We start from the raw sequence: 22,733 nt of genomic DNA on the forward strand, positions 1-22,733 counted from the left end.
GCGCTAAATCAGTAATATAGACGCTAATTTAGCAAATTTTAGGAATTTTATGTTTATCTTTCACGCTCTGCTACTCAACTTACGATTATCACATTCTTTGTGCGGTTAAGTTGTGGACGATAGAAAAATAGCATAAAACACGAATTTACAACCCCGCACTTTGATAAAAAGTTCGGGGTTTTTTATTAAAAAAACATAAAAAATACACCGCACTTTCAAAGTAAAACCCTAACGAAAAGAAAAGGATGACATTATGGCAGCAAACAACATTATTATTTTTGATACGACTCTACGTGATGGTGAACAGGCATTAAAAGCAAGTCTTACCGTAAAAGAAAAATTACAAATTGCCCTTGCTTTAGAACGATTAGGGGTGGATGTCATGGAAGTCGGATTTCCTGTTTCATCAGAGGGCGATTTTCTGTCAGTACGTACGATTGCGGAAAATATTAAAAACAGCCGTGTTTGTGCCTTATCTCGTGCCGTAGATAAAGATATTGATGCCGCTTATGAAGCCTTGAAAGTGGCTGATGCTTATCGGATTCATACCTTTATTGCCAGTTCAGCGTTACACGTAGAAGCCAAATTAAAACGTTCTTTTGATGATGTGGTGGGTATGGCTGTGGCAGCAGTAAAACGTGCGAGAAATTATACCGATGATGTAGAATTTTCTTGTGAAGATGCAGGGCGTACAGGGATTGACAACATCTGTCGCATCGTGGAAGCTGCCATTTCCGCTGGTGCAACCACAGTCAATATTCCTGATACAGTAGGTTTTTGCTTACCAACCCAATATGGTGGCATTATGGCAGATGTGTTAAACCGTGTGCCAAACATTGATAAAGCGATTATCTCCGTGCATTGCCATAACGATTTAGGTATGGCTACCGCCAACTCGTTAACTGCGGTGTTAAATGGGGCAAGACAAATTGAATGTACCATTAATGGTATTGGTGAACGAGCAGGCAATACGGCGTTGGAAGAAGTGGTAATGGCGATTAAAACTCGTCAAGATATGTTTAACGGCTTAGATACCCGTATTAATACCCAAGAAATTCACCGTGTCAGCCAAATGGTGAGCCAACTTTGTAATATGCCAATTCAGCCGAATAAAGCCATTGTGGGCGATAATGCTTTTGCTCATTCTTCAGGTATTCACCAAGACGGTATGTTGAAAAATAAAAATACTTACGAAATTATGTCGCCTGAAAGTATCGGTTTGAAAAAAGAAAAATTAAATTTGACTGCTCGTTCTGGTCGTGCGGCGGTGAAAGGTCACATGGCGGATATGGGTTATACCGAAGCAGATTACGATTTGGATAAATTATACGAGGCTTTCTTGAAATTGGCAGATAAAAAAGGTCAAGTGTTTGACTACGATTTAGAGGCGTTGGCATTTATTGATATGCAACAAGGCGATGAAGATCGTTTAACTTTAGACGTGATCACTTCACAAACGTTAAGTGGTTTACCTGCTTCAGCCTTTGTACAAGTGGCGTTAGACGGTCATCGTATTAATCAAGTTTCTAATGGCGGTAATGGTCCTGTGGATGCAGTGTATAATGCGATTATGCAAATTGTGGGTATGGATTTGAAAATGTCCCATTATAATTTAACCGCCAAAGGTGAGGGAGCGGAAGCACTTGGTCAAGTGGATATTGTAGTGGAATATGAGGGTCGCCGTTTCCATGGGGTCGGCCTTGCCACGGATATTGTGGAATCTTCCGCACTGGCGTTAATTCATGCGATTAATGCTATTTATCGTTCGCAAAAAGTGGCGAATTTGACCAGAAATTTAAAACATTAATCTTGTAGGGGCGTATTGCATACGCCCAAAAACTCAACATATTGATAAAAAATAGGAAATAAACAATGTCAACATACAACGTAGCAGTTTTATCAGGCGACGGCATCGGTCCTGAAATTATGGCAGAAGCCATTAAAGTGTTAGATGTGGTACAACAAAAATACGGTTTTACATTAAATTACAACCATTTCAACGTAGGCGGTATTGCCATTGATAAACAAGGTTGTCCATTGCCTGAAAATACCTTACAAGGCTGTGAATCAGCCGATGCGATTTTATTTGGTTCGGTGGGTGGTCCAAAATGGGAAAACTTACCACCAGATCAACAGCCTGAACGTGGTGCCTTATTGCCGTTACGTAAACATTTTAAATTATTCAGTAACTTACGCCCTGCCACGCTGTACAAAGGTTTAGAAAAATTCTGTCCATTGCGTGCGGATATTGCCGAAACAGGTTTTGATATGGTAACAGTGCGTGAATTAACGGGCGGGATTTATTTCGGTCAACCCAAAGGGCGTGAGGGCGAGGGTTCACAAACTAGAGCCTTTGATACCGAAGTGTATTATAAATATGAAATTGAACGTATTGCCAAAGTCGCCTTTGAAACTGCAATGAAGCGTAGCAAACACGTAACTTCAGTGGATAAAGCCAATGTGTTAATCAGCTCAATTTTATGGCGTGAAACGGTGAATGAAGTGGCAAAACAATATCCAGAAGTCAAATTAGATCATATTTATATTGATAACGCCACCATGCAGTTGATTAAACAGCCGTCTTTCTTTGATGTGCTACTCTGCTCCAATATTTTTGGCGATATTATTTCTGATGAATGTGCCATGATCACAGGTTCAATGGGCATGTTGCCGTCCGCCAGTCTAAATGAACAAGGCTTTGGCTTATACGAACCTGCTGGCGGTTCTGCCCCTGATATTGCTGGCAAAGGCATCGCCAACCCGATTGCTCAGATTTTATCGGCAGCGATGATGTTACGTCATAGTTTTAACCAAAACGAAGCCGCCACAGCCATTGAAAGTGCGGTGAAAAAAGTGTTAGCATCTGGACATAGAACGGCTGATTTAGCCGATAATAGCCAACCAGTTTCCACTAGTGAAATGGGAACGTTGATTGCTAACGCCATTTAAAAAAATACAACCCAACGAATTAACAAAACCTAACGAGAAATAAAAATGGGAAAAACACTCTACCAAAAATTATTCGACAGCCATGTGGTGTATGAAGCAGACGGCGAAACGCCGATTCTGTATATTAACCGCCATTTGATCCATGAAGTCACCAGTCCGCAAGCCTTTGACGGCTTACGTGTAGCAAATCGTCAAGTTCGCCAAGTTAATAAAACCTTTGGCACCATGGATCACAGTATTTCTACCCAAGTACGTGATGTGAATAAACTTGAAGGTCAAGCAAAAATTCAAGTGCTTGAGCTAGACAAAAACTGCAAAAATACCGGTATTCAATTATTTGATATGAATACCAAACAACAAGGGATCGTGCATGTTATGGGGCCTGAACAAGGCTTAACTTTACCCGGTATGACCATTGTTTGCGGTGATTCGCATACTGCTACTCACGGTGCATTTGGTGCTTTAGCATTTGGGATCGGGACATCTGAAGTCGAACATGTACTTGCCACCCAAACCCTAAAACAAGCACGTGCCAAAAGTATGAAAATTGAAGTCCGTGGCAAAGTCAACCTAGGGATTACGGCAAAAGATATTGTGTTAGCCATTATTGGCAAAACCACCATGGCAGGCGGAACAGGTTATGTGGTCGAGTTCTGTGGTGAAGCCATTCGTGATCTTTCCATGGAAGGGCGTATGACCGTCTGCAACATGGCGATTGAATTAGGTGCCAAAGCAGGACTTGTTGCACCCGATGAAACCACCTTTGCTTATTTAAAAGATCGCCAACACGCACCGAAAGGCAAAGATTGGGACGACGCAATTGCCTATTGGAAAACCTTAAAAACCGATGATGATGCCGAATTTGATGCAGTAGTCACCTTAGAGGCGAAAGATATTGCACCACAAGTGACTTGGGGAACCAACCCAGGGCAAGTGATTGGTATTGATCAACGGGTGCCAAATCCTGAAGAAATGGCGGATCCAGTGGCTCGAGCGTCAGCAGAAAAAGCCTTAAACTACATTGGATTAGACGCTAATACCGATTTAACTAAAGTGGAAGTGGATCAAGTCTTTATTGGATCTTGCACGAACTCACGTATTGAAGATTTACGTGCGGCAGCAGCGGTAATGAAAGGACGCAAAAAAGCGGATAATGTCAAACGTGTACTTGTGGTACCAGGTTCGGGATTAGTCAAAGAACAAGCGGAAAAAGAAGGATTAGACAAAATCTTTATTGCCGCTGGTGCAGAATGGCGTAACCCTGGTTGCTCCATGTGTTTAGGTATGAATGATGACCGTTTAGGTGAATGGGAACGTTGTGCATCTACATCTAACCGTAACTTTGAGGGTCGTCAAGGTCGAAACGGTCGTACCCACTTAGTTAGCCCTGCGATGGCGGCGGCGGCGGCGGTGTTTGGTAAATTCGTTGATATTCGTAATATCGCATTAAACTAAGCCAATAAGGAGCAAAACATGGCAGGATTTAAACAACTTTCTGGTCTGGTTGTGCCACTTGATGCGGCGAACGTAGATACGGATGCAATTATTCCAAAACAATTTTTACAAGCCATTACTCGTGTTGGGTTTGGCAAACATTTATTTCACGAATGGCGTTATTTGGACGCCGACGGCACTCAAGCCAACCCTGAATTTGTGTTGAACTATCCACAATATCAAGGAGCCACCATTTTATTGGCTCGCAAAAATTTAGGTTGTGGATCTTCACGTGAACACGCCCCATGGGCATTAGCAGATTATGGTTTCAAAGCGATGATCGCCCCGAGCTTTGCGGATATTTTCTATAACAACAGCTTAAACAATCACATGCTACCAGTACGTTTAAGCGAACAAGAAGTCGAAGAAATTTTTCAATGGGTCTGGGCGAATACAGGCAAAGAAATTCAAATTGATCTGGAGGCTATGACCGTAACCACTGGCGATAAAGTCTATCATTTTGAACTAGACGAATTTCGCCGTCATTGCTTATTAAATGGCTTAGATAATATCGGGTTAACCTTGCAACACGAAGACAAAATTGCGGAATACGAAAGTAAAATTCCCGCATTTTTGCGTTAAAAATCAATAAAAAAACACCGCAGTTTAATGGAAAAATCCAAAAACTGCGGTGTTTTTTCAGGTAATTTTCTGATTAATACTAGCCTTTTTCCCCATAAAGTTTTATACTACTTTTCTAGTATCAACTCGGACTAGAACAGTATGTTATTAATGAAAAATCAGCGAATTTTTTATAACATTCCCACCCTATTTATCAATACATGCTCATTGATAAGCGGTTTATTTTCTATTAATACGCATTTCCTATCCGCTCACTTCACATCTATCATTATGGAATCCTTATGAAAAATCATGTTCGTAGCTTTAAAACCTATATAAGAGATGAAATTATCAAAAAAGGCGGTTGGGTCAACGCCCATGCTCATGCCGACCGTGCTTTTACCATGACACCGGAAAAAATCAGTATTTATCATAACTGTAATCTGCAACAAAAATGGGATCTGGTGGATGAAGTTAAACGCACCTCCACGGTGGAGCATTATTATGCACGTTTTAGTCAAGCTATTGAGCTGATGATTTCGCAAGGGGTTACGGCGTTTGGAACATTCGTGGATATTGATCCCGTCTGTGAAGATCGGGCGATTATTGCGGCACATAAAGCTCGAGAAGTGTATAAAAGCGACATTGTGTTGAAATTTGCCAACCAAACCTTAAAAGGGGTGATTGAGCCAACCGCAAGAAAATGGTTTGATATTGGTTCAGACATGGTGGATATGATCGGTGGCTTGCCTTATCGTGATGAATTAGATTATGGTCGTGGTTTAGAGGCCATGGATATTTTACTGGATAAAGCCAAATCGCTAGGGATTATGTGCCATGTTCACGTGGATCAATTTAATACCCCAAAAGAAAAAGAAACCGAGCAACTTTGTGATAAAACCATTGAGCATGGTATGCAAGGACGTGTCGTCGCCATTCATGGAATTTCGATTGGTGCCCATTCAAAAACTTACCGCTACAATTTGTATCAAAAAATGCGTGAGGCACAAATGATGATGATCGCTTGTCCGATGGCATGGATTGATAGTAACCGCAAAGAAGAATTGATGCCATTCCATAATGCCTTAACGCCCGCTGATGAAATGATTCCAGAGGGGATCACGGTTGCCATTGGTACGGATAATATTTGTGACTACATGGTGCCGTTATGCGAGGGGGATATGTGGCAGGAACTTAGCTTGTTAGCCGCCGGTTGCCGTTTCCCAAATTTAGAAGAAATGGTCAATATTGCCAGTATTAATGGGCGTAAAGTATTAGGTTTAGATCCGATTAAATAATCGCCGTTTATCCTTTTTATTCAGGGGATCTTTTTCATAAAATCCCCTGAATTTTTTTCTTTTTCGCAGTAAAATAATCTCATCATTTCATTTAACCGAGATCAGGATGACATCATGTTGTGGATTAGTTTTGCCTTATTCATTGGGGCAGGCATTGCATTACAAACGGCGATCAATGCAAAATTACGCCTTGCGGTGGGATCGCCTTTTATTGCCTCCAATATTTCTTTTTTAGTGGGTACCCTCTGCTTGTTTTGCTTTGGCTTAGTGAGTACTCAATCTTTTCTCGCTGATACGCAAACCATCGCCAATACCCCCCTTTGGATGTGGCTTGGTGGTTTTTTAGGCACCATTGCGTTGACCACCAATATTTTGCTATTTCCGCATTTAGGTGGTGTGCAAACGGTGATTATGGTGATTCTCGGGCAAGTGTCCATGGGCCTGATTATCGATCACTTTGGTTTATTTCATACCCCACAATATGCCTTTAGTTTAAGCCGTTTACTGGGGGCAATTTTATTGTTAAGCGGTATTTTTCTGGTCGTGCGTCGCCCTAAAATGTCTCACACACCGCAAACAACATCTTCCCTTTGGTTATGGCGAATTATCGGGATTGTGGCAGGTGGCATGGGCGCTATGCAAACCGCTATCAATGGTGCCTTAGGCCATGAATTACATTCACCATTACTCTCTGCCCTGATCTCTTTTGCGGTGGGAACCCTCTGTTTATTCCTGTTTATTAACGCACAACGTCAACCTATTTTGCCTGCCTTACATCAAGCGGCAAAAGCAAAACTTCCTATTTGGGTATGGTTTGGCGGTTCGCTAGGGGCATTGTTTGTGTTTGGCAACGTGTTGCTAGTGCCAGAATTGGGCACCGGTCAAACGGTGATCTTTGCCTTAGCCGGTATGATTATTGGTAGCCAATGTATTGACCACTTCGGTATATTAGGTGCAGTGAAAAAACCATTACAGCTTATACAATTTATTGGATTAGCTCTGTTACTCACTGGCATTGCCATTATTCGATTATATTAAAAAAAATCACCGCACACATAAATATGTGAGCCATTTTGCAACCATTGCCAAATATCCGCAGCATTTTCACGAATTTTATCTTGTACATAAATTTTCTCGTGGCTTCATCGGCTGCACGCTTTTGTAAAAAGGCTCGGAACGGTGCAATGCCCGTACCCGCACCAATCATAATAATCGGGGTGCCACTATTTTCTGGCAATCTAAAATTATTATTCTGCTCCACGAAAACCCCTACCGCACCATCTTCTTCCGCACGTTCCGCAAGATAATGGGAAGCACAACCTTGCCGCTCGTGATCTTCATCTTGATAACGTATTTGCCTTCCACTGAATTGGAAGTACAAAGTACATTACGGTTTGCGTCCGTTGCGGTGGCAATAGAATCTAAGCCTAATTGATGTAACCACTGGTGTATAGACTTGATATTCGTTTTCAGCACACCATGATATTGGAAAAATAGAAATCAGCTTAAATCATATAAGAAAGCCATATAACAACAGAAATAATCTGTTGCTGTTAGTTAAAAAATTTATAAAAATGTACATAATCACTGCCTATGAATGGAATAAGGGTTTTCAAGGTGAATATGAAAAGTCTATTATCAGTGGGTTTGCTTTCTGCTATACTACCCTCAAAATATTTTAGGAACATGCTCAATGACATTACCCCATAAACTGGCTTTTATCAGCGCACTCCTTTTTCTCACTGCCTGTAATGCCGTGCAATATCAACCGTTAGCCACCATTGACCAAGTGGATATGAGCAAAGGCTATCGCATTCAAAAAGTGATGCAAGATAAATTCAATGATCAAACCATTGTAGCGATTATGTTTTCTGGTGGCGGCACAAGAGCGGCGGCTTTTGGTTATGGCGTGCTAGAAGAATTAAATAGTCACCCCATCACCTTAGACGGTAAAAACACAAACTTAATTGAGCATGTGGATATGGTATACGGCGTGTCTGGCGGTTCCGTCTTAGCGATTTATTATTCGCTTTACGGCAAAGAAACCATTCCGAATTTTGAGAAAAAATTCTTAAAGCAAAATTTCCAAAAATTAATGGTGAACCAAACCCTGTCTTTTGCCAATATGCCACGTTTATTTTCGCCCGAATTCGGACGGGGTGATTTATTGCAAGAACAATTTGAAAATACGCTCTTTGGAAATAAAACCTTTGGGGATTTAGCCACCGCACGCAAAGGCCCGTTTGCCGTGATCAGTGCAACAGATATGTCGATTGGTCGACGCTTAGATTTTACCCAAGAACAATTTGATACCATGTGTCTGGATTTAGCGAAATTACCGCTTGCTCGAGCAGTAGCCGCCTCTAGTGCAGTGCCACTGGTATTTTCACCATTGACCTTGAATAATAATGGCGGAAACTGTCATTATCAATTACCAAAAGAATTACAAGCGACCTTAAATGCCGAGCCTGACAGTTTGCAAAATGAATCCCGTCAGCAATATATTCGTCAATTACAACAATACGGTAACAGCGAAGATCGACCATATATTCATTTATTAGACGGCGGATTAACCGATAATTTAGGGATAAAAAGTTTGCTAGAAACCCAAGAAGTGTCGCCTGAAAGTGCCATTCGTGAACGGTTAAAAAGCAGCAACATTAAACGCATTATTGTAATTAGCGTGAATGCGCAAAATCAGATTAGCACAGAAATTGATAAAAAAGCAGAAATACCGAGCTTTTCCGATCAAGCCACAGCGGTGATTGATGTGCCGATTGAACAAACTTCACAAGCCAGTTTAAACCGTTTTCGAGCTGTGGTGGATGCACGAAATGAGGAATTAGCTAAAGTCAAAGGTAATAAAGCGGGCATCTATTTTATTAGCCTGAATTTACGAGATTTGCCTGATGATCAAGCAGAATTTCGTCAACGTATGCTGAATTTGCCGACCACGTTTTATTTACCGAATGATGACATTAATGATTTGAAAAAGGCGGCTCGGATTTTACTTAATCAATCCAAGGAATATCAGCGTTTGCGTAGAGAAAACCAATAATGGTTCAATGAACGCCCGCTAATTAAAGTGCGGTGAAAAAATCATGTTTTTTTCACCGCACTCTTTCATACTAAAAATCCATAATATCAATCACTTCTCGTATTTTCATTAATACCATTTTCAAATCGGGTTTAATATTGCGTTCAAAGTGATAACGAACACTGGCTAACATCATTTTGGCAAAAATGGTGCTTTGATAATCCATGAATTCTGGATCCACTTGTTTTTGTTCCAATAGGACGAGCAAAAAGCCTTTCATCATTTGTTGCATATCTGCATAAAGATGTAGTTTCGGTGTGTCGATTTTCCAGAGGGCTAAAATTAATTCGCGTTTGTCCCAAATTTGCGGGATCAGCTGTAAGTAAAATAAATTGAGATTTTTACTCTCTAAACGTTGCTCCATTCTTTCGGCTAAGAGTTGTTTAAATTCGGCGATCATTTTAGCGGCTAAATCCGTTTTACCGGAATAATGACGATAAAACGTACTCCGGTTAACCATGGCTTTGTCTAAAATATCTTGAACGGAAATATCGGTAAAGGATTTGTCTTTTAATAAAGTCACAAGGGCTTGTTGAATATAATATTGAGAACGCTGTACACGTAAATCTGCTTGTTCTGTCATGCCAATTACCTTTGTCTTTTTCTGCGTTATGCACACATATTATCAATTTTGTTATCATAACATAACTTTTGTTAAAATATTGTTGATTGTATAAAAAAGAGGATAGGTTATAATTTCCGCAATTTTTTAGGCCATAAATGATAGGTAACACGAATGAAAAAAATCCTTATATTAATTATCTTACTTGCCCTTGCTGGCGGTGGTTATTACTATTATCAATCTCAACAATCCAAAGTCGAAGTGTCAAATCTGGCGGCCAGTAATGGGCGTTTGGAATTGAAACGTATCGACTTGCAAAGTTTATATGCGGGTCGGGTGAAAACCGTGGCGGTGGAAGAAGGGCAATATGTGCATGTCAATGACTTGATCGCCGAACTTGCCTCTGAAACCTCAACGAGCCAAGTGGATCAAGCGAAAGCAAACAAACAAAAAGCACAAGAAACCATTGCCCGTGCGCAAGCGGATATTCAAGCAGCGCAACAGCAACAAAAAGTGGCGCAATTAGAATTAGACAATGCGTTGAAATTGCGTAAAGATGGCTTAGTGTCTGCCTCAGAAGTAGCTCGCCGTCAAGCGGATCGTGATGCAGCGGTGGCAAAAGTGAAATCTGCCACTGCCAGTTTAGCCGAAATTCAACGTAACGTTGAAGTGGCGGAAACCCAAATCGCCCAAGCAACCTCGGTGACTGATGATATGATTATTCGTACGCCTTATGCGGGTGTCATTGAGTACCGTTTTGTGGATGAAGGTAACGTGGTTGCTGCGGGTAGCCGAGTGGCGAGTTTGCTCGATCCGACGGATGTCTCAATGTATATTTTTGTTCCTGCGACGGATATGGCGAAAATCAAAGTCGGTGATGAGGCTCGTATTGTGTTAGACGGCGTGGAGGCGGTATTCCCTGCGGTGGTGAGCCAAATTGCGACACAATCACAATTTACCCCGAAATCCGTGGAAACCTTAGCGGAACGGACCAAATTTATGTTTAAAATTAAACTTAAAGTCCCTGCCGATGTGGCCACCAAATATCAAGGCTTACTGAAAGGGGGTATGGCCGGTAATGGTTATGTACGTTTAGATAACAGTGATTGGGCAAGTCATTTAGCGGTTAAATTACCACAGGAGTAATTCATGACCGTCGCTGTTTCTATTCAACATCTCACGCACTGCTATGGTGATAATGAAGCGTTAAAAGACGTTTCCTTAGAAATCACCAAGGGGTCAACCGTTGGGCTTGTCGGGCCTGACGGGGTGGGAAAATCTACCTTGCTTTCGATTATTGCAGGGGTGAAAATTATTCAACAAGGTTCGGTGCAAGTGCTGGACTGCGATATGGCAAAAACGGCGCCACGAGAAAGTGCGTTACCTCGCATTGCGTTTATGCCACAAGGGTTGGGGAAAAACCTCTATCCAACGCTCACCATTAAAGAAAATATTGAGTTTCATGCGGATCTGTTTGGTTTAAGCAAAAAAGAACTGGGTGATCGCACCCAACGTTTATTGCAGGCTACGGGATTAGCTCCCTTTGGCGACCGTGCAGCGGGTAAACTTTCTGGCGGTATGAAACAAAAACTCAGTCTTTGCTGTGCGTTAGTGCATAGTCCTGATTTGCTTATTTTAGATGAACCCACCACCGGCGTTGACCCATTATCTCGCCGTCAATTCTGGGCGTTAGTGGATAATCTACGTGCCGAAATGAGCGAAATGACCGTGATCGTCGCCACCGCTTATATTGACGAGGCACAAGGTTTTGAGTATCTGATTGCTATGGACGACGGCAAAATTCTGGAAAACGATAAAACCAACGCCGTACTGGATCGCTACAACACAGATTCCCTTGAAGTGGCCTATGTGAAAATGTTGCCAGAAGATAAACGAGGTAGCGAAAATGGTTTGGTCTTGCCGCCATTTGAATCCGATCCTAATTCACCGTTAGCCATGCAAGCCTCGGATTTAACCAAAAAATTTGGGGATTTCACGTCGGTGAACAAGGTGTCTTTTGAAATCGAAAAAGGCGAAATCTTTGGTTTTTTAGGTTCCAATGGCTGTGGCAAATCCACCACCATGAAAATGCTCACTGGTCTGATTGAACCCACTAGCGGTACCGCACAATTATTAGGCGAATCCATTGAGGCTGGCTCAAATGCGATTAAAAAACGAGTCGGCTACATGTCGCAGGCTTTTTCACTGTACGAAGAATTAACCGTCAGAGATAATCTCGAATTACACGCAAAATTATACGAACTTGGCCGTAAAAGCGAAAGTGCGATTAAACAAACACTCGAATATTTCCAATTAACGGAAATGGCGGACACGCTGCCTTCTGCATTACCTTTGGGGATTCGTCAACGTTTACAATTAGCCTGTGCCTGTTTGCATAGTCCAGAAGTGTTAATTTTGGATGAACCGACCTCAGGAGTGGATCCTGCTGCTCGGGATATGTTCTGGGAAATGCTGATTAAACTTTCTCGTGAAGATAAAATCACCATTTTCGTGACCACGCACTTTATGAATGAGGCCATGTATTGTGACCGTTTGTCGCTGATGCACAAAGGCAACGTACTGGCTCTCGGTACGCCACAAGAACTGATTGATGAACATCATTCTAACAGTTTAGAAGAGGCTTTTATTCAATATTTGCTCATTGCCGAACCGGAAAATACCATTGAAAAAGCGGACGGTAAGACAAATAATGTCGTAACGGAAACCAAGCCAGTGAAAAAACAAAATGCGTTAATGTATTTCTTCCTGATGACTTGGGCCTTTGCGGTGCGTGAGGCAAAAGAATTAGCCCGAGATAAAATCCGTTTAATGTTCGCCATTTTTGGCCCGATTGTTTTACTTATGGCCACGGGTTGGGCGATTTCTTTCGACGTGGGTGAAATGCGTTTTGGGGTTTACGATCAAGATCAAAGCCCAGAAAGCCGAGCGTTAATTCAAACCTTTACAGGATCTGGCTATTTTGATTTACAAGCCACCATTCATTCACGTGATGATTTAAACTTAGTGTTAAAACGTGCTGGCGTGGAAGTCGTGGTTGAAATTCCATCTGGCTTTGGGCGTGATTTATTAAATGGTCGTTCGCCAGAAGTAGGATTCTTTATTGATGGCTCATTGCCTGCTAATACTTCTACGGTGCAAGGCTATGTCACCAGTATTATGTCGCAATTTAATGCACAATATGCTACATCCACCAACAGTGGCGGGATCAATATCGTGCCACGCATGATGTACAACCCTGAATCAAAAAGTGTTAACGCCATGGTGCCAAGTTTGATGATGATGATCATGATGATGATCCCTGCCATGATGACCGCACTCGGTGTGGTGCGTGAGCGTGAAATCGGCTCCATTATGAACCTGTATTCATCACCAGCCAAAGTGATTCAGTTCCTACTGGGTAAACAGCTCCCCTATATTTTAATGGGTGGCGTGAACTATATTATCCTAGTGGGCATGGCCATTTTCTGGTTTGGTGTCCCAGTAAAAGGTTCCTTAGCGGTATTAAGTTTAGGTGCCATGATCTTCATTTGGGCATCCACTAGCTTTGGTTTATTAATTTCCAGTTTAATGAAATCACAAGCCGCCGCATTGTTTATTGTGGCCATTGCGACCATGATTCCAACCATGAACTTCTCGGGGATGATGTACCCTGTTTCCAGTATGGCTTGGTGGGCTCAAATTCTGAGTAATTTCTTCCCTGCGTCATGGTTCCAAAGTATCAGTGCAGGCACCTTTACCAAAGGTATTCCATTTGAAGATTTGCATAACAACTTTTTAGTGTTGCTTATTTTCCCTTTGGTTTATCTGATGGTTGCCAGTATTAAATTGAAAAAACAGGAGGCGTAATGCGTGCATTAAAATCTCTCTTTACGCTCACCGTCAAAGAACTGAAAAGTTTATTTAGCGAACCGGCGTTATTAATTGCCATTTTAATGGTGTTTACCGTGATGATTGGGATGTTAGCCAATGCGATTACCTATGATGTAAAATCTGCACCCATTGCGATTATTGATCATGATAAATCGGCGTTAAGCTATCGTTTACAAGATGCCATTAAAGAACCTTATTTCACCAAACCGGTAGAAATGACACGTGATGAGGCCCATCACTTAATGGATAAAAATAAAATTATTTTTGCCTTAGAAATTCCAGAGAACTTTGAAAAAGATCTGTTAATGGGACGTCATCCTGAGCTTTATCTGCAAGTGGATGCCACCATGATGACGCAAGCCGGAGCTGGCTCAACCATGTTAACAGGTTACATTACGCAAGAAATCAGCGAATTTCTGGGAGCGAAATCAAGTAACGCACCGGCGGTTGCGGTGGTTAACTCATTGTATAACCCCAATGCAGAAAGTGTGCGATTTGTTCCGACCATGAAAATTGGCGATATGTTGGCGTTAATGGTGATGGTGTTAGTTGGCTCGGCGGTGATCCGTGAGCGTGAGCGTGGCACCATGGAACATCTGTTAGTGATGCCGGTTAATGCGTCAGAAATTCTGTTAGCGAAAATTCTCGCCAACGGATTAGTTAACTGGGTAGCGGCCATGATCTCTATGCGATTAGTGGTGAACTGGTATTTAGACGTGCCGATCAACGGTGAATTGTGGTTATATGGCGTGGGGTTAGCACTCTTTCTCTTTGCGATTTCCTCCTTAGGCGTGATGTTAGCCACGATTGCACCCACCATGGCGCAATTTAGCTTGCTCGTGGTGCCAACTTATATGGTGTTATTACTCTTCTCTGGCTCGGCAGCACCAAGAATCAACATGCCAGTGGTCGCACAAGAAATCAGTAAATACTGGCCAACCACCGTATTCGCTGACTTCTCACAAGATGTCCTCTTCCGTGGGGCAGGTATTGATATTTTATGGACGAAGTTACTCACTGTTTCAGTGGTCGCATTAATTTGTTTAATCTTCGCCCTATTACGCTTTAAGAAAATGTTAGAAAGACAAGGCTAACAAAAAGGAAACACAATGAATAAATTTAAAATTACTCTCGTTGCAGCCGTGTTATTAGGCTTAACCGCTTGCCAACAAACCCAAGTATCCACTGAAAGTGCGGTGAATTTACCGGTAAATTTTAGCCAACAAGGCACCGCTCAAATAGACTTAAGTCAATGGTGGAACAGTTGGAATGATCCGGTATTAAGCAATTTAATTAATAAAGGATTAGCCCAAAACCTAGACTATAAATTAGCTTTAAGCCGTTTAAATGAAGCCCAAGCAGGAGCTGACTATTCAGAAGCCGATAAAGGCATTAATGTATCTGGGAGTGTCAGTGGTGGCGGTTCTTATAGCGATATGAATATGTATGGCACCGACCGTGAAAGTAAAGGCCTTAATGGTTACGGTGGCTTAAGTGCAAGTTGGGAAGCTGATTTCTTTGGTAAAAAATCCAGTGACAGCGACGCAGCTCGTTTTCAACGTGACGCAGTACAACAACAAGCCTATTCAGCTAAGATGTTAATTTCTAGCAATATTGCTCAACATTATATCAATGCACGTGCGATTCAACAGCAACAAGTGACGAGCAATCAACAAATTGCAGAATTAAACAAACTGGCTCGCTATGTGAAAGGCCGTTTTAATGCGGGGCAAGCAACCGCTTACGAAGTGAGCGAAATTGAAACCCAAATCACACAAGCTAAAGCACAACAAACTACGCTCAACTCGCAATATACCACGGAAGTGCGAGCTATTGCCGTGTTATTAGGCGAAGTGCCACAAGGTTTTACGCTACCAGATAGCCGTAATATTTTAGCCAATTTACCCAAAGCACCAGTAGGTAGCACGCCAGAAGGTTGGTTAGAACGTCGCCCTGATTTACAAGCACAACGTTATTCGGTGCATGCTGCAGCGGCCAAAGTCGCCAGTGCCAAAGCGGATCTCTACCCACGTTTTTCTCTCAGCTTTATGGCGGACGGCGGAAAAATGCAAGCGGATGGTGACACGGTACTGAAAGGCTGGATGTCCATGGTCAGTGTGGGCATTAATGTACCACTTTTCACCAATGGACGCATTCAAGCCAATATTGATAAAGCGGATGCGGCACTGCAATCTGCTTTATTAGAATACGACAGAACCTTATTAAATGGTTTAGCCGAAGTGGATAATGCCTATCATCAACAATATACCCAAGCTCGTCAAAGCCAATTATTTGCCCAATCTTTAACCCAAGCAAACAAACAAGCTAATGATGCGGTGAAATTGTTCCAAAATGGTAATAAAACCTTAGATAGTACGATTAATGCACGTATTAATGCGATCAATGTACAAAATCAGCTAATTCAATCACAACGCCAACAAGCATTGAGTTTGGTGAGTTTGTATAAGGCACTTGGGGGCGGTTGGTAATACGCCATTCCTGTCAAAACAATAGTGCGGTGAAAAATGTTTTTGTTTTTTCACCGCACTTTGTCTACTATTCCCCTCTCTACTGTGTCGAGAATACAGATCACCCGCATAAAAAATACCCACCTAAATTAGGGTGGGTATTTTCAAATAGCATGGCTACTTTTTACAATGGCTTTTTTGAATAACCGATTGTGTGGCTTGATTAATCATTTCTGATACTTCATTTGGATTATTTGCGGTAAAGACCGACCCATTCGTGATCCTTGCCACACAGTCTGCCGCTTTAGCTCCACCAATATCCACCACATTAATTTTTAATCTTGGCTGTTTTTTATGAATTTGTGCAGCTAATGTACATACATTAACGGATGGATTACAAGATTCTTCTCCGTCACTAATTAATAAAATGAAATCATCTCGATCACGCCCTGCCAACATATTGCTAGCGGTACGTAATCCATCCACCAACGGTGTCATCCCCGTTTGAACTGGATGTAATTTATTAATTTTTTGTTTTAACGCAGCACGTTTATTTGGACGATAAAATCCGTAGTTAGTTGCTTTCGGACAAGATTGTAATGCCACTAAACCAATATCCATATTATCGCCTAATTTATCAATAATCGAGGCTGCTGCAGGCTTGGCTTGATCTAAGCGATTTGGATGACGATAAGCACGACGTTCTTCTGCTCGTGTAATCTGTCCACCCTGTTTGATACGTTTTTCTAACTGCTTAATAAACTTAGCTTCTTTTAAGGAAAGTAACATCGACGGCGAGTTATCAAACACAATCACCATTTTATTCGGTTCAGTTGTATCAGTTGAATCTTCACATTCTGGCTCAACTGCCGGAGGTGGCTCTGGTTCTGGAGCTGGCACGACTGGCGGTTCTTCCACTACAGGCTCCTCGACTTTCGGTTCTTCGACTTTTGGTTCCTCAACTTTCGGCTCCTCTACCTTTGGTTCCTCGGCTTTTGGTTCTTCTTTCGGTTGCACCACTTCAGGCGGTGTCACGGGTTCTTGTACGGGCAATTCTGGCGTTCTGAAATAGAACCACCATGCGAGGAATCCCAATAAAAGCAAAAATAATGGCAGTAACCAACAACAGCAACGATGTGGCGTCATGACATAGGTTGTGGCTACTGGGGCAGCAACAGGCGTAGCGGCTATGGGTGCAGGTTTAGGTTTCGGTTTACCAATCCCCCATCCAGTCACCACGGGTTCATCATTAATTTGATAGACTTCGATGCCATCATAACCCGCACCATCCAATAAGCCTTGAACTTGCGCTTGTTGTTCGGGAGATAATGTTCCCTTAATTTGGACAAACAGTTGCTCAATGGATTTGAGGCGACTATCAATCTTATGTTGTAAATCCGCAGGCAAAGGTGGTACGACTTTGATAGGCTGACCTTGTAATGTCGAATACCACTCTACGACGGTTTGTGTATTTTCTGCGGTGGCGCCATTTTCTACGGCTGCGTTTTTTTGTTCCTTGACAAGCGGTTCTGCAAAAATAGTCAGGGTGCTAGGAGGTAAATGGCGATTCAATAGCTGACGGGTGACGGAAAAATGTTTTAAAATTTCCACCGCACTTTTTTGCGGCTCATTGAGTACGGTTCGGGCAAGTCGTTGCATAAGGATCCCTTTGATTGTAAAAACGTACGGTGAATAGTCTCACCGTACGTTAAGCGAAGATTATAAATCAGTTGCAGTTTGTTTCAAGGCGTTAACTTTTTGTTGTAAACGTTGAATTTCAGCTTGTTTTTCAGCATCCGATTTACCGCTGTTTTGCACCGTGCCGATTTGTTTTTGTAACTGACTAATTTGTTGATCAACCTGTTGTTTGGTTTGTTGTTTCTTACTCACCTGAGATTTTAGTGATGCAGTGGTCGCTTTGGATTTTGCCACTTGCGCCTTAGTGCTGCTCACTTTCGCACTGGCTGCCTGTTGTTGTGCTTTCACCTTAGAATAGGTTTGGCGAGAAGCACTATTTTCAGACTCGGCATTGGCTAACTCCGCCTCTTTATTGTTAATGCGTTGATCATAGCCCCCACCATTTGCACAGGCCATTTTGGTAAACAAACTTTGTTGTTGATGAGGATCACATTCTTCTGGCGTGGCGGAACAACCTGTCAAGCCTACGGCAATCAAGGCTGCCAATGCGGGTAATTTAAGTAATTTCATAAGTTCTCCTTAACCTAATGCACTACGTTGTGTACTGGTTGATGCAATTAATGTTTCGTATGATTTAATGTCTTTTTGGAGTTTTTTGATTTCAGCATCTAACTTAGCTGTCTTGGCTCCCTCCATTTTTTCTTTTTTAGCCAGTTCTTCCCATTGTTGCTGTTTATTTTGCATACCAGACAATTGTTTTTTCGCATAAGCAATATTTGCATCAATTTTCGCCAATTGTTGTTGTGCATCCGCTTGTTTGATTTTATTATTTTTGAGATCTTTTTTCAGCTGAGCTAATTCTTGGTTATTACGGCTTAACACAGATTTTGTTGCGGCCGTTAATTTTTGCACTTGTTGAGTGTCTTTTCTCACATCAGCAATATCGGCATTAATACGATCTTCTTTATTTTTGTATTGTTCTTTTTGCACTTCAAAGTACTTATCCGCACCTGCGCCCACACCACAACCGGCAACTGCACCAATGGCAGCACAAACTGCAGGATTCTTATTGAGACAAGCAAGCGCCCCAACAACTGCACCACCCAATGCCCCAACAGCACAAGCCTGTACAGTACTGTTACTAAAGAAACTGGTATCTCCACCATTTTTTCCATAAGCCTGCTCTAATTCACTCTCTGAGCTTGCGCCTCCCGCCTGACAGCCCGCCAAGGCAAGTGAAATAGAAACTGCAAGTGCAAATTTTTTAATTGTTTTGAAGTTCATCGCTTCCATCCTTAGTTAAAGTTAATAAAAATACATGATTATTGACTACATTTTTCTAGCCATTTGGTTCGCTCTACTTTACCCGTTTTATAATGCTCCATAAGATTGGACCAAAAGGCATCGATATATTTACCAATTTTTGTATTACCTTGATTACCTAACTTGGTAATAGTAGGATCTTTTTGATTTAGCATATCTTTTTCATTATAGCTAGATGCTGTCCCTACAATAGTATCAGCATAATAACGTACCACAAAATCCAAGGCTTTTTGTGAAGATTCTTGTTGCTGTGCAAATTTTTCACAACTGTCTTTGCGATCCGCATTTTCTTTTAAATCGTCTTCAGCGCAAAACCCTGAGATTTTGAGTTTATTCTTTTCATTCACTTGATTTAACTCAAAAATATCCGCACATAAAAACGCCCCTAGCTCAAGGGTGGAACGAATGGCATAATCACGCTGTTCTTCTTTGGCTTGATTAGATGCACGAACCTGATCTTCAAGGGTCTTAATTTGCTTTTTCAACTCATCGTCTTGTACTTGCGATGTTAGGTTTTGGAATGTGTTTGCAATCGCTTGATCTTTATCGTCCCCTTTGCCAAGCGACTGCCAAGCCTGATCCAATTTTTTACTGCGATCTTGTGCTGTGATCACTGGCGCCACCACGGCAACACGGAAACCCACATCTTTTGCAGAATAAGGTTTGCCATCTTCTTTGTAATAGCTATTTTCTACACGATATGCACTGGAAAGTTGCCCTTCCGATTGCAAATAACTGGCCCCCCGAATGGTTAGCCCACCCGCTTGACCATGATAACGATCCAGTTTATTCATTTTAAATGAATCAAATACCATTTCACTGGCATTCCCCAAGACATCATATAACCCCAATGGATTTGGCGATTTTTGCCCCGCCAAATTTAATTTTCCATTCGCAGAAGAACTTGAGGCAAACCAAGCATAGTTGCTTATACCGCCGTCAGGCATCGGGAAACGACTTTCACGGAATTGTGATTCTGATACGGCTACCCCACCACGTGCAGCAAATTCCCACTCTGCATTAGTAGGTAAACGAATAAAGCCTGATCTTTTGGTCGTTGCTGTTTCACCTTCTTTAGGTAATTTATCCGGTGCATTTTGTAGTAGCCATTGAGTGTATTTATGGCTAAACTGTACCGCATCAAACCAACTCACCTCGGTTACAGGCATACGCAGCTTCATAGATGGCGTTGGACAAGTATCTTTCATTACAGCGTCATATTGTAGCTGAGTAACTTCATATTTGCCCATTAAAAAATAACGTTCCGCTTTGCCATCTTCATCCCCAAAACTCCCCGCAATATAGTTTGGTGTGGCATGCTCTGCATAAGCATCTTCTTGTTTATCTGAACCCAGCACTACGGCTTTATCATCTAACGGTTTTTGCGTGCCTGTTTTCACCACACGAAATGCCATAGCGCCCTCACAAGGCATAGGTAAAATCACGGTATCAGGCAATTCTTTTGGATCAAAAAACTTCGTTTCCCACGCTGCTTGACTAGAAAGTGCGGTGGAAAATAACAAAATACTGGCGCTAATAAGGGGTAATTTAGATTTCACGTAAACTCTCCGCTGGTTGAATTTGATTTGCACGACGGCTACCAATAATAGCAATCAAAATGGCTAATACAAAGGTGATGATAAAGGTTATCACAAAATGAGATGGCAATAAATGGCTGATAAAATTATCATTGTTAAGGTTTGAACCCAATAATTGATTCACTGCAAAGCTAGCCAACAAATATAAGATTGCTGATGCAACAAAAGCCATCGTGGTTAAACTGGTGACTTGTAAAATCAGATAAACCGTGATTTCACGTGGGTTTAGGCCAAACAAAGACAATAAGGAAATCTCTTTGCGTTTTCGTTCAATATTGGCTAAAAAGGAGCCGACTAACGAGGTAGCACAGCCAATCACGGATGTGATGGCAATAATTAAAAATAAAATATTCAGCACATGCTCAATGGCTTTCACATCTTCAATTTCCGCTGCATGGGTTTTATTTTCAATACCTTGCACGGTTAATTGTTGGCTTAATGGCGCCACATCATCCAAGGTTTTGGCAAATAATCTGGCTTTTGCATAATGTTGGTGCGTGGTCGTTTTTTCTTTGCCCGTATCGATTTTAATCAACTTATCCAATTTAAAACCATCATAAAAATCTTCTAATTCTTCAAGTAACGGCAACTGTACAAAACCACCATGACGATTAAATAAGTGAGTAGGTACAATGCCATCAATGACAAGATCAACCAAAATCGGTTCTTTCTTCTGATTTAAAATGCGTTCTGCTCGGAGGCTAATGACCTCGCCCACTTTAACCTGCAATACGTCTGCCGTTTTATTGGCTAAAATAATGCCATTTGGATGATAAAGTGGCATGTCATCGGGTATTAAAGGATCTCCTGCTGAAGTCGGTAGCAGTTCAACATTCGGCTGTGATTTATTCTGCGTTGTACGCAAATCTACCTGTAAGTTCAAGGCTCTGGTCAACGGAATAATATAGTTAACTGTCGGATCCTTTTTCATCTTATCGAACCAATCTAGCCCAAAAGTGTCGTAGGCAGATTCCGTAATTTTTACTTCCAAGTTATTGGGATTATTGATTAATTTCGCTTGTAGTTGAGAAACAATACCAAATTTTAAGCTGAATAAAAGCAATAAGGGAGCAAGCACTGCGGAAATCGATGCAATGATAAACAGCGAAATTTTGCGATCGAAATATAAATCATGCCACACTAATTTAGTTAATAACCGCAATCGCATTAGGCTTGCCCTCCGCATACAAATCGACCACTTTGTTGTGTTTCTAAATAAGGAATCTGACGCTCTGCAATTAAATGCCAATCATGGCTAACCAAAATAGTGGTAACCTGTAATTGTTTCACACAATCAAAGATAATATTAAATAGACTTTCTGAGGTGCGAGGATCCAAAGAGGCGGTTGGTTCATCGGCCAATAAAATCGTCGGTTGATGAGCGATAGCACGAATAAATGACACCCGTTGGCGTTCACCAATAGACAACTGTTTAGGCATATGATTTAACAACTGGCGCACATTGAGTTGATCAATAATACCATCTAACCAAGCATAATCTACGCCTTTACCCAAAATTTGACTGGATAATTCAATATTTTGGCGTACCGTCAAATAAGGCAACAATCCCCCTGTTTGCGGCATAAAACCAAAATACTGCGCACGTAATTGGGCAATTCGAGTTAATTGCTGCGATAAGATAATGTCCTTAATATTGTGTCCATTCAAGATGAATTGCCCAATATGATCGGGTTTTAAAATTAACCCGACCATTTCTAATACCGTGCTTTTACCACACCCACTTTGCCCTTTCAAGGCCAACATATCGCCAGCCTTGAGGGTTAATTCTGGCACACTCACGTTAAAACCGTTAGTGCCGCCTCGAGAAATACAAAGATCAGTGATGGATAACAT

At 41.7% G+C, this 22,733-nt stretch carries 18 protein-coding genes and 1 pseudogene; 11 read left to right on the forward strand and 8 right to left on the reverse strand.

Annotated features, from left to right (window positions below; translation table 11 throughout):
• The first annotated feature begins 253 nt into the window (after positions 1 to 253).
• From leuA to ACTG7Q_RS08685, 6 genes are all read left to right on the forward strand, one after another.
• Positions 254 to 1,807 (forward strand): 2-isopropylmalate synthase, encoded by a 1,554-nt coding sequence (gene leuA / locus ACTG7Q_RS08660; protein WP_439242891.1) that lies wholly within the window; start codon positions 254 to 256, stop codon positions 1,805 to 1,807.
• A gap of 65 nt (positions 1,808 to 1,872) precedes the next feature.
• Complete coding sequence (leuB, locus tag ACTG7Q_RS08665) at positions 1,873 to 2,949, forward strand: 3-isopropylmalate dehydrogenase (protein ID WP_439242893.1); 1,077 nt, start codon at positions 1,873 to 1,875, stop codon at positions 2,947 to 2,949.
• Between the two features lie 45 nt (positions 2,950 to 2,994).
• A complete protein-coding gene (leuC, locus tag ACTG7Q_RS08670) occupies positions 2,995 to 4,404 on the forward strand; it encodes a 3-isopropylmalate dehydratase large subunit (RefSeq protein ID WP_439242895.1) in 1,410 nt (469 codons plus the stop codon).
• A gap of 18 nt (positions 4,405 to 4,422) precedes the next feature.
• Positions 4,423 to 5,025 carry a 3-isopropylmalate dehydratase small subunit gene (gene leuD, locus ACTG7Q_RS08675; RefSeq protein ID WP_439242897.1) on the forward strand — a complete coding sequence of 201 codons (603 nt, stop codon included), beginning with the start codon at positions 4,423 to 4,425 and terminating at the stop codon, positions 5,023 to 5,025.
• Positions 5,026 to 5,306: 281 nt separating this feature from the next.
• Complete coding sequence (locus ACTG7Q_RS08680) at positions 5,307 to 6,302, forward strand: amidohydrolase family protein (protein WP_439242899.1); 996 nt, start codon at positions 5,307 to 5,309, stop codon at positions 6,300 to 6,302.
• Positions 6,303 to 6,416: 114 nt separating this feature from the next.
• Positions 6,417 to 7,340, forward strand: coding sequence for a DMT family transporter (locus ACTG7Q_RS08685; protein WP_439242901.1), 924 nt, complete (start codon positions 6,417 to 6,419; stop codon positions 7,338 to 7,340).
• 5 nt (positions 7,341 to 7,345) lie between these two features.
• Here the strand turns inward: ACTG7Q_RS08685 and ACTG7Q_RS08690 are convergent.
• Positions 7,346 to 7,656: pseudogene (locus ACTG7Q_RS08690) on the reverse strand (sulfite reductase subunit alpha); the annotation flags it as partial.
• Between the two features lie 339 nt (positions 7,657 to 7,995).
• Between ACTG7Q_RS08690 and ACTG7Q_RS08695 the strand changes: the two are divergent.
• Positions 7,996 to 9,360: a patatin-like phospholipase family protein gene (locus ACTG7Q_RS08695; RefSeq protein WP_439242903.1), complete on the forward strand. Its 1,365-nt coding sequence runs from the start codon at positions 7,996 to 7,998 to the stop codon at positions 9,358 to 9,360.
• A 70-nt stretch (positions 9,361 to 9,430) separates the two neighbouring features.
• Here ACTG7Q_RS08695 and ACTG7Q_RS08700 read toward each other — a convergent pair whose 3' ends face one another.
• Positions 9,431 to 9,982, reverse strand: coding sequence for a TetR/AcrR family transcriptional regulator (locus ACTG7Q_RS08700; RefSeq protein ID WP_439242905.1), 552 nt, complete (start codon positions 9,980 to 9,982; stop codon positions 9,431 to 9,433).
• A gap of 153 nt (positions 9,983 to 10,135) precedes the next feature.
• Between ACTG7Q_RS08700 and ACTG7Q_RS08705 the strand changes: the two genes are divergently transcribed.
• Genes ACTG7Q_RS08705 through ACTG7Q_RS08720 form a run of 4 tightly spaced genes read left to right on the forward strand, consistent with a single transcriptional unit; the run spans position 10,136 to position 16,341 of the window.
• Positions 10,136 to 11,107, forward strand: coding sequence for an HlyD family secretion protein (locus ACTG7Q_RS08705; protein ID WP_439242907.1), 972 nt, complete (start codon positions 10,136 to 10,138; stop codon positions 11,105 to 11,107).
• 3 nt (positions 11,108 to 11,110) lie between these two features.
• Positions 11,111 to 13,828 (forward strand): ribosome-associated ATPase/putative transporter RbbA, encoded by a 2,718-nt coding sequence (gene rbbA / locus ACTG7Q_RS08710; RefSeq protein WP_439242909.1) that lies wholly within the window; start codon positions 11,111 to 11,113, stop codon positions 13,826 to 13,828.
• Positions 13,828 to 14,946, forward strand: coding sequence for an ABC transporter permease (locus ACTG7Q_RS08715; protein WP_439242911.1), 1,119 nt, complete (start codon positions 13,828 to 13,830; stop codon positions 14,944 to 14,946). Before rbbA ends, ACTG7Q_RS08715 begins: the two co-directional genes overlap by 1 nt.
• Before the next feature lie 15 nt (positions 14,947 to 14,961).
• Positions 14,962 to 16,341 (forward strand): efflux transporter outer membrane subunit, encoded by a 1,380-nt coding sequence (locus tag ACTG7Q_RS08720; RefSeq protein WP_439242913.1) that lies wholly within the window; start codon positions 14,962 to 14,964, stop codon positions 16,339 to 16,341.
• 156 nt (positions 16,342 to 16,497) lie between these two features.
• On the opposite strand, the gene ACTG7Q_RS08725 is transcribed toward ACTG7Q_RS08720, so the two are convergent.
• From ACTG7Q_RS08725 to ACTG7Q_RS08750, 6 genes are read right to left on the reverse strand one after another with little or no spacing between them, the layout of a single operon-like run.
• Entirely contained in the window at positions 16,498 to 17,979 is a 1,482-nt protein-coding gene (locus ACTG7Q_RS08725; RefSeq protein WP_439242915.1) for a VWA domain-containing protein, read from the reverse strand.
• A gap of 60 nt (positions 17,980 to 18,039) precedes the next feature.
• Positions 18,040 to 18,528, reverse strand: a complete 489-nt coding sequence (locus tag ACTG7Q_RS08730; RefSeq protein WP_439242917.1) for a hypothetical protein — start codon at positions 18,526 to 18,528, stop codon at positions 18,040 to 18,042.
• Between the two features lie 9 nt (positions 18,529 to 18,537).
• Complete coding sequence (locus tag ACTG7Q_RS08735) at positions 18,538 to 19,242, reverse strand: hypothetical protein (protein WP_439242919.1); 705 nt, start codon at positions 19,240 to 19,242, stop codon at positions 18,538 to 18,540.
• Positions 19,243 to 19,280: 38 nt separating this feature from the next.
• Positions 19,281 to 20,840, reverse strand: coding sequence for a formylglycine-generating enzyme family protein (locus ACTG7Q_RS08740; protein WP_439242921.1), 1,560 nt, complete (start codon positions 20,838 to 20,840; stop codon positions 19,281 to 19,283).
• Positions 20,830 to 22,047: an ABC transporter permease gene (locus ACTG7Q_RS08745; protein WP_439242923.1), complete on the reverse strand. Its 1,218-nt coding sequence runs from the start codon at positions 22,045 to 22,047 to the stop codon at positions 20,830 to 20,832. The genes ACTG7Q_RS08740 and ACTG7Q_RS08745 overlap by 11 nt, the downstream gene beginning before the upstream one ends.
• Positions 22,047 to 22,733 carry an ABC transporter ATP-binding protein gene (locus ACTG7Q_RS08750; RefSeq protein WP_439242925.1) on the reverse strand — a complete coding sequence of 229 codons (687 nt, stop codon included), beginning with the start codon at positions 22,731 to 22,733 and terminating at the stop codon, positions 22,047 to 22,049. Before ACTG7Q_RS08750 ends, ACTG7Q_RS08745 begins: the two co-directional genes overlap by 1 nt.

This window comes from Lonepinella sp. BR2474, assembly GCF_051851555.1.
Classification (GTDB): Bacteria; Pseudomonadota; Gammaproteobacteria; order Enterobacterales; family Pasteurellaceae; genus Lonepinella.

Coding starts and splice junctions, on each gene's coding strand:
- leuA (WP_439242891.1), top strand. CDS start 254: ATGGCAGCAAACAACATTATTATTTTTGATACGACTCTACGTGATGGT.
- leuB (WP_439242893.1), top strand. CDS start 1,873: ATGTCAACATACAACGTAGCAGTTTTATCAGGCGACGGCATCGGTCCT.
- leuC (WP_439242895.1), top strand. CDS start 2,995: ATGGGAAAAACACTCTACCAAAAATTATTCGACAGCCATGTGGTGTAT.
- leuD (WP_439242897.1), top strand. CDS start 4,423: ATGGCAGGATTTAAACAACTTTCTGGTCTGGTTGTGCCACTTGATGCG.
- ACTG7Q_RS08680 (WP_439242899.1), top strand. CDS start 5,307: ATGAAAAATCATGTTCGTAGCTTTAAAACCTATATAAGAGATGAAATT.
- ACTG7Q_RS08685 (WP_439242901.1), top strand. CDS start 6,417: ATGTTGTGGATTAGTTTTGCCTTATTCATTGGGGCAGGCATTGCATTA.
- ACTG7Q_RS08695 (WP_439242903.1), top strand. CDS start 7,996: ATGACATTACCCCATAAACTGGCTTTTATCAGCGCACTCCTTTTTCTC.
- ACTG7Q_RS08700 (WP_439242905.1), bottom strand. CDS start 9,982: ATGACAGAACAAGCAGATTTACGTGTACAGCGTTCTCAATATTATATT.
- ACTG7Q_RS08705 (WP_439242907.1), top strand. CDS start 10,136: ATGAAAAAAATCCTTATATTAATTATCTTACTTGCCCTTGCTGGCGGT.
- rbbA (WP_439242909.1), top strand. CDS start 11,111: ATGACCGTCGCTGTTTCTATTCAACATCTCACGCACTGCTATGGTGAT.
- ACTG7Q_RS08715 (WP_439242911.1), top strand. CDS start 13,828: ATGCGTGCATTAAAATCTCTCTTTACGCTCACCGTCAAAGAACTGAAA.
- ACTG7Q_RS08720 (WP_439242913.1), top strand. CDS start 14,962: ATGAATAAATTTAAAATTACTCTCGTTGCAGCCGTGTTATTAGGCTTA.
- ACTG7Q_RS08725 (WP_439242915.1), bottom strand. CDS start 17,979: ATGCAACGACTTGCCCGAACCGTACTCAATGAGCCGCAAAAAAGTGCG.
- ACTG7Q_RS08730 (WP_439242917.1), bottom strand. CDS start 18,528: ATGAAATTACTTAAATTACCCGCATTGGCAGCCTTGATTGCCGTAGGC.
- ACTG7Q_RS08735 (WP_439242919.1), bottom strand. CDS start 19,242: ATGAACTTCAAAACAATTAAAAAATTTGCACTTGCAGTTTCTATTTCA.
- ACTG7Q_RS08745 (WP_439242923.1), bottom strand. CDS start 22,047: ATGCGATTGCGGTTATTAACTAAATTAGTGTGGCATGATTTATATTTC.
- ACTG7Q_RS08750 (WP_439242925.1), bottom strand. CDS start 22,733: ATGTTATCCATCACTGATCTTTGTATTTCTCGAGGCGGCACTAACGGT.